1 protein-coding gene is annotated in these 1,543 nt (G+C 40.8%); it reads left to right on the top strand.

The features are described from left to right. Nucleotides 1-59: 59 nt before the first annotated feature. Nucleotides 60-1,496, top strand: coding sequence for an amino acid permease (locus DBR11_RS25790; protein ID WP_108555450.1), 1,437 nt, complete (start codon nt 60-62; stop codon nt 1,494-1,496). The last annotated feature ends 47 nt before the right edge of the window (nt 1,497-1,543 follow it).

Here is a 1,543-nt window from a genome sequence, read left to right as displayed (position 1 = left end):
TTTTATACCTGAAGTGAATATAAGTTTACACTTTTGCCTTCAGACCAATTTCAGACACATTGAAACAAACAAACGACGCACCTGAGGGGCAAAAATTAAAAAGAGGGTTACAAAACAGACATATTCAGCTAATTGCTCTGGGCGGCGCTATAGGAACCGGACTATTTTTAGGTATAGGCCCTGCGGCAGTGCTTGCTGGCCCTTCTGTAATTTTTGGTTATGCACTCGCTGGTATCATTGCTTTTTTCATCATGCGCCAGCTGGGAGAAATGGTTGTACAAGAACCCGTATCAGGTAGCTTCAGCCATTTTGCCTATAGATACTGGGGCTCTTTTGCCGGCTTCGCTTCGGGCTGGAACTACTGGGTACTTTATATCCTTGTCAGTATGTCCGAACTTACTGCAATTGGGATTTATGTCCATTTCTGGTGGCCTGAAATTCCCTTATGGACCTCAAGCCTTTTCTTTTTCCTTGCCATAAATGCATTAAACCTCACTTCTGTAAAAGTTTATGGTGAAGTTGAATTCTGGTTCTCCATCGTAAAGGTTATTGCTATTATTGCCATGATCCTTTTTGGGATTTACCTTCTGGTTAGTGGTTCAGCTGGCGAACACGCCAGCATACAAAATCTCTGGAATGATGGGGGCTTCTTCCCAAAAGGAGTTTTTAGTTCCGATGGAAAGGGAGGCTTTCAGGGCCTCTTCGCAGCCATTACCCTGATTATGTTCTCATTTGGTGGGCTTGAACTCATTGGAATCACTGCTGCAGAAGCAGAAAGCCCTGAAAAAACCATCCCTAAAGCAACAAACCAAGTGATCTATCGCATTCTGATCTTTTATGTAGGTGCCCTGGTGATCCTTTTTTCTTTATCTCCATGGAAAAATATCACAACAGACAGCAGCCCCTTTGTGATGGTTTTTGAAAGTCTGAAGGGGTTTCAGTTTAGTCTTTTTGGCAAAACCATTTACTTTACAAGTATTATTGCCAATGCACTCAATCTGATCGTTTTAACTGCTGCCCTATCCGTTTACAACAGCTGCGTATACAGCAATAGTCGCATGCTCTATGGATTGGCAGAGCAAGGAAATGCACCTTCGTTTTTAAAGAAATTGAATAAAAGCCATGTTCCCATTATGGCTATATTGGTTTCCAGTATATTCGCCGCAATATGTATCATCGTTAATAAACTTATCCCAAAAGAAGCATTAGGCATATTGATGTCGCTGGTGGTCTCTTCACTAATGATCAACTGGCTAATGATTAGCATTACACACATCAAATTCAGAAAAGCAAAAAAGATAGAAAACGTCAAAACTAAATTCCCTTCTTTTATCTACCCCCTATCCAATTATATCTGCCTGATCTTTCTGGTGGGTATATTGGTCATTATGTGGGTAACCGGAATGAAGTTACCTGTAGAATTGATTCCAGGCTGGATACTATTGTTATACCTGTGTTTTCTACTCGTAAAAAGAAATCAACAAAAGCAAGCCTAAGCCTCTAAGCCTTTTTAAAGAGAATAAGGACTAAAACCTGTTCCTTC

The organism is Pedobacter sp. HMWF019, assembly GCF_003061025.1.
Taxonomy (GTDB): domain Bacteria; phylum Bacteroidota; class Bacteroidia; order Sphingobacteriales; family Sphingobacteriaceae; genus Pedobacter.
Note: the sequence above shows the minus strand (reverse complement) of the source record. Positions and strands in the feature narration are given on the sequence as shown.